Annotated in this window: 4 protein-coding genes, 1 tRNA gene and 1 other annotated feature; of the genes, 3 read left to right on the top strand and 2 right to left on the bottom strand. The window is 49.9% G+C overall.

What is annotated here, in order from left to right:
• Window positions 1–115: 115 nt before the first annotated feature.
• Window positions 116–1,801 carry a 2-isopropylmalate synthase gene (gene leuA / locus ABUA09_RS17935; protein WP_279203260.1) on the bottom strand — a complete coding sequence of 562 codons (1,686 nt, stop codon included), beginning with the start codon at window positions 1,799–1,801 and terminating at the stop codon, window positions 116–118.
• 213 nt (window positions 1,802–2,014) lie between these two features.
• Window positions 2,015–2,248 (bottom strand) — a binding site (T-box leader).
• Between the two features lie 121 nt (window positions 2,249–2,369).
• Here leuA and ABUA09_RS17930 point away from each other — a divergent pair.
• Together ABUA09_RS17930 and ABUA09_RS17925 are read left to right on the top strand one after the other, a co-directional pair.
• Window positions 2,370–3,089 carry a Bax inhibitor-1/YccA family protein gene (locus ABUA09_RS17930; RefSeq protein ID WP_058117833.1) on the top strand — a complete coding sequence of 240 codons (720 nt, stop codon included), beginning with the start codon at window positions 2,370–2,372 and terminating at the stop codon, window positions 3,087–3,089.
• A gap of 88 nt (window positions 3,090–3,177) precedes the next feature.
• Window positions 3,178–3,251 (top strand) — tRNA-Gln (locus ABUA09_RS17925).
• A 230-nt stretch (window positions 3,252–3,481) separates the two neighbouring features.
• Here the strand turns inward: ABUA09_RS17925 and ABUA09_RS17920 are convergent.
• Window positions 3,482–3,562 (bottom strand): hypothetical protein, encoded by an 81-nt coding sequence (locus ABUA09_RS17920; protein WP_341349243.1) that lies wholly within the window; start codon window positions 3,560–3,562, stop codon window positions 3,482–3,484.
• 295 nt (window positions 3,563–3,857) lie between these two features.
• Here ABUA09_RS17920 and ABUA09_RS17915 point away from each other — a divergent pair, with 295 nt between their 5' ends.
• Entirely contained in the window at window positions 3,858–4,601 is a 744-nt protein-coding gene (locus ABUA09_RS17915; RefSeq protein WP_058117914.1) for a MerR family transcriptional regulator, read from the top strand.
• Window positions 4,602–4,735 lie beyond the last annotated feature (134 nt).

The following is a 4,735-nucleotide window of genomic DNA, read 5'->3' as shown; positions in this document are numbered from 1 at the left end:
CTACAAAATTCAGAGAGGCATCCATGTGCACCTAATTCAATTTTTTATGTGTCCAGAATTCTGGGTACATATCACTTGAGGAAGGCTCCGATTTTTTATCCCGTTCCGCCGTTTTTTATTTTCCTAGCGCACGATTGATCGCGGAGAGGATACCGCGCAGGGGGGCCAGATTGATATTGTGATCCACGCCGACGCCGAAATGGTCGGTCCCCTGCGCATCCCGAAGCTGTATATACGCCACCGCCATCGAGTCAGAGCCGGCCTGGATCGCGTGCTCCTTATAATCCACAAAGGTGAACCGGTCCATCTTCTGCCCGTGGATGGCGTTGAAGAAGGCGTCGATCGGGCCATTTCCCTCCCCGGATACCTGGAAGACCGTGTCCTTGTGGGAGAGCGTCCCTTCAAAGGTGACATGGGAAACTCCTGTTCCATCCGTACTCTCACGGAAAGCGTGCTTGATCAGCCGATACGGCGCATCAATGTCGATATAGGCGTCCCGAAAAAGCTCATAGATACGCTCCGGCTTGAGCTCGGTACCCACGCGGTCCGTCTCCACCTGGACGATCTGTCCAAACTCCGGCTGCATGGCCTTGGGAATGTCGTATCCGAAATTCGCCTGCATCACAAAGGCCGCGCCGCCCTTGCCGGACTGGCTGTTGATCCGGATGATCGGCTCATACTGGCGGCCCACGTCCGACGGATCGATGGGAAGGTAAGGCACTTCCCAGAGCGTGGAGTTGCTCTCCCGCATGTACTGCACGCCTTTGTTGATGGCATCCTGATGCGACCCGGAAAATGCAGTAAAGACCAGCTCTCCCACATAGGGCTGCCGCTCCCCTACCTTCATCTTGGTGACGCGCTCATATACGCTCCGGATCTGGTTGATATTGGAGAAGTCCAGGCCGGGGTTGACCCCTTGAGTGTACATGTTCATGGCCAGGGTGACCATATCCACGTTGCCGGTCCGCTCTCCGTTTCCAAACAGGGTCGCCTCCATACGCTCAGCCCCGGCCAGCAGGCCCATCTCCGCCGTGGCTACACCCTCCCCTCGATCATTGTGGGGGTGCAGGGAGATAATGGCACAGTCTCTGGAAGGCAAATGCTCGATGAAGTACTCGATCTCGTCGGCAAAATAGTTGGGCATGCAGTTCTCCACTGTAGAGGGCAGATTCAGGATCACTTTGTTCTCCGGCGTGGCCCCCAATTCCTCCAGTACCCGCTGGCAGATTAGCACGGCATTGTCCATTTCCGTCCCCATGAAGGATTCGGGAGAATACTGATACCGCAAATTGGTCCCCCCACGGATTACCGGCTCGGAGAGCTCGCGGATCAGTTTGGCCGCATCGACGGCGATCTGGATGATGCCGTCCATATCGCTGTGGAACACCACTTTTCTCTGCAACGTAGAGGTGGAGTTATAAAAATGGAGGATCACATTCTTCGCTCCCTCCATGGCCTCAAAGGTCTTGCGGATCAGGTGCGGGCGGGCCTGGACCAGCATCTGGATGGTGACATCGTCCGGGATGTGGTGGCCGTCGATGAGCGCCCGGAGAAACTCATATTCCGTCTCGGAAGCGGAGGGGAAGCCCACTTCGATCTCCTTCACCCCGATATCCACCAGAGTGTGGAAGAGCTCCAGCTTTTCCTCCACATTCATCGGATCAACCAGGGCCTGGTTTCCATCCCGCAGGTCCACGGAGCACCAGACGGGAGGGTGGGTGATCTGATGGTCGGGCCATGCGCGATGCTCCATCTTGATGGGCACAAAGGGGATATACTTGTTTTTTGGATCTTTGACCATGATAAGGTGCCTCCTTTTTCAATTTGCTGCGCGGGGATATAAAACTTCATGCGCCATTGGCGCGCCACGATAAACAGGCAAAAGCGGGTGCATGAAGTTTTGCGCATGTGGGCCGTCCCGGCCCACGCGCTTTGGTTCCAGGCCGTGCCGCCATAGGCGGCGCATGGCCCTTTTGCCTTGCTTTAGCATAGCAAAACGCCCCCGACCATTACGGTCAGGGGCGTATAGTACGCGGTACCACCCTGATTCAACCGCCGGTTGCCCGGTCGGCCCTCGTCAGCCTCCAGCAAGGCCCTGGCCAGTAACGCGGCCGCACGTTCCATCCTACTCGCGGTTCAGACAGACGGCTCTGGGGCCAGTTTACACCTGCACTCGCCGCGCCGGTTCACACCAACCACCGGTTCTCTGAGCGGGATATACAGGTCTTCTTCCCTTCATCGCCTTTGATTGTGTTTATTTTAGAAGATTTCGGAACTCTTGTCAAGCAAAAAATAAAATCTGCTTTCCTTTTCGGGCAAGATAGTCTATAGTAATAGCTATCCCGATTTGAAAGAGATGTGATATTTGTATGGACCACAGCAATTTTTATGACTCTGAACGGTACCAGGAGCAGTACGGGCAGAGAGAGTCTCTGGGCGCCTATACGGCCAGGACCTTCCTCTGGATGTTCCTCGGTCTTCTCGTCACCTTCGGCGTCGCTTTAGGCGGCTACCTGACGGGGGTGATCGTCTACGTCTTTGCCATTCCCTATTTCCACATCGTCCTGCTGGTAGCGGAAGTGGCCGTCGTCTTCTTCCTCTCTGCCCGCATCCAGCATCTCTCCGTGCCCATGGCCCGCGTTCTCTTTTTTCTCTACGCCGGGATCAATGGAATCGTTTTTTCCGCCTACTTTATCATTTTTGATGTTTTGAGCCTCATTCTGGTTTTCGGTGCGACATCCCTTTATTTTGGCGTGCTAGCCCTCTACGGTCACTTTACGAAAACGGATCTCTCCCGCCTCCGCCCCATTCTCCTGGGCGGTCTCATTTTCCTGTTGATCTTCGGCATAGTCTCCCTGTTTCTCCCCTTCCTCGGCGCGCTGGACCGGGTCTACTGTCTGATCGGTATCGCAGTTTTTCTGGGCTTCACCGCTTATGACACACAAAAGATCCGTGCCTACTACGCTTTTTATAGCGGGGACGCTGCGATGCTGCGGAAGGCCTCCATCTTCTCCGCACTCCAACTCTATCTCGACTTTATCAACCTCTTCCTCTACCTTCTCCGTTTCCTGGGCCGCCGCAAGGACTGACCTATTTCCATCTTTTTTGTAAAAGGTATTGACATTCTTTGTGAACCTGCTATAATATCATTCGTGCCCGCGATAGCGGGTGCGAAATAGCGGGATTGTGTAAGGGTAGCACGACAGACTCTGACTCTGTTTGTGAGGGTTCGAATCCTTCTCCCGCTGCCACAAAAAACCTTGGAACCATTGCAGTTCCAAGGTTTTTTTATGCCATTTTGTGGTTTGACCCTTATTCCGCAAAAATAAAGAAAATGAAAAGGAAGTGACTCCCCCAGAAAGGTAAGCCACTTTCTTTTATTTATCTTGGTTTACGCAGTTTTGACATGTGTATTTTCCATTGGGTAATGCTTTTAAGTTTTCTGTAGACTGGCAACAGATACATGATGGCTCTCGCTTTTTTAAAATAAAAGAGTTTGGTGAGTTTCATCCAGATAAAGCCCAATATAATCCTTTTCCGTGAGAGATAGTGCCTGCCGCATTTCAACGGGAAGCACCACCCGGCCGAGCTCGTCGATCTTTCTGGTAATGCCTAAATCCCAGTAAATAGTCAAGCATTATCAAGAACATAAATTATTCAAATGCCACACACTCCCACTATAATACACTGTGCCTAGAGGGTGTCAACTATCTTTCTAATACGGGGAGGTTCTGGAAATGCCAATATCAAACAACACAATCTTACTAATTTTATTTTCTATGGTAAAATAGAACCCTACACTATAACACCAGACTTTTTAGCTATGGTATATTGGAAGAGAATGGAGGTGGGAAACAGTGAGCACATATAAAACTGCGGAGGTTGCCGCAATCATCGGAATACACCCAAACACAGTACGGTTATATGAAAAACTGAAACTGATACCTAAGCCGGAACGTCTGTCAAATGGTTATCGTGTATTTACAGAATTTCATATAAAGCAATGTAAGCTGATACGTCTTGCATTTCAAGTAGAGGTTTTGCAGAACGGGTTAAGGAAGAAAATTGCACAAATGATTACGGTATCAGCGACAGGTGATTTTGACACAGCCATTGCTCTTACAGAAAACTACTTGAAACAAATCGGACAGGAACGCCGAAACGCGGAAGAAGCCATTGAAATTGTGAAGCAGATTTTATCCGGCGGCATCGGGGGAAACACTCAACATTTGAAGAGAAAAGATGTGTCAGAACTGCTTGATATTCCTATGGACACTCTCCGAAATTGGGAAATGAACGGTTTACTTACAGTAAAAAGAAAAGATAACGGGTATCGTGTCTATACTGATGAGGATATACAGCGGCTAAAAATCATTCGTTCATTAAGATGTACTAATTATTCCTTAGAAGCAATCCTGCGGCTTTTACAGCAGCTATCCCAAAATCCCGATACAGATATTCGCGCTACACTAAACACGCCAAAACAGACTGATGATATTATTTCTGCCTGCGATAGACTAATCGTGTCGCTGTCGGCGGCAGAAAAAAATGCAGTAACCATTTTGGATATGCTGCACGATATGAAAGTTCAATTTTCATAAACCCTCCACTTTGCCACCAATGTTTTTATTGGTGGTATTCTTATTTCACGAAAAACAAAAGTCCAATGGTATGAAGTCAAGTAGGTGATGCAAGAAAATTTTAAGCGAAACAGAGTAAAAAGCACTGTGTAGAC

It is taken from the genome of Intestinimonas sp. RTP31139st1_F5_RTP31139_211217 (assembly GCF_040226735.1).
GTDB lineage: Bacteria > Bacillota > Clostridia > Oscillospirales > Oscillospiraceae > Intestinimonas > Intestinimonas butyriciproducens.
Note: the sequence above shows the minus strand (reverse complement) of the source record. Positions and strands in the feature narration are given on the sequence as shown.

Coding starts and splice junctions, on each gene's coding strand:
- ABUA09_RS17930 (WP_058117833.1), top strand. CDS start 2,370: ATGGACCACAGCAATTTTTATGACTCTGAACGGTACCAGGAGCAGTAC.
- leuA (WP_279203260.1), bottom strand. CDS start 1,801: ATGGTCAAAGATCCAAAAAACAAGTATATCCCCTTTGTGCCCATCAAG.
- ABUA09_RS17920 (WP_341349243.1), bottom strand. CDS start 3,562: ATGCGGCAGGCACTATCTCTCACGGAAAAGGATTATATTGGGCTTTAT.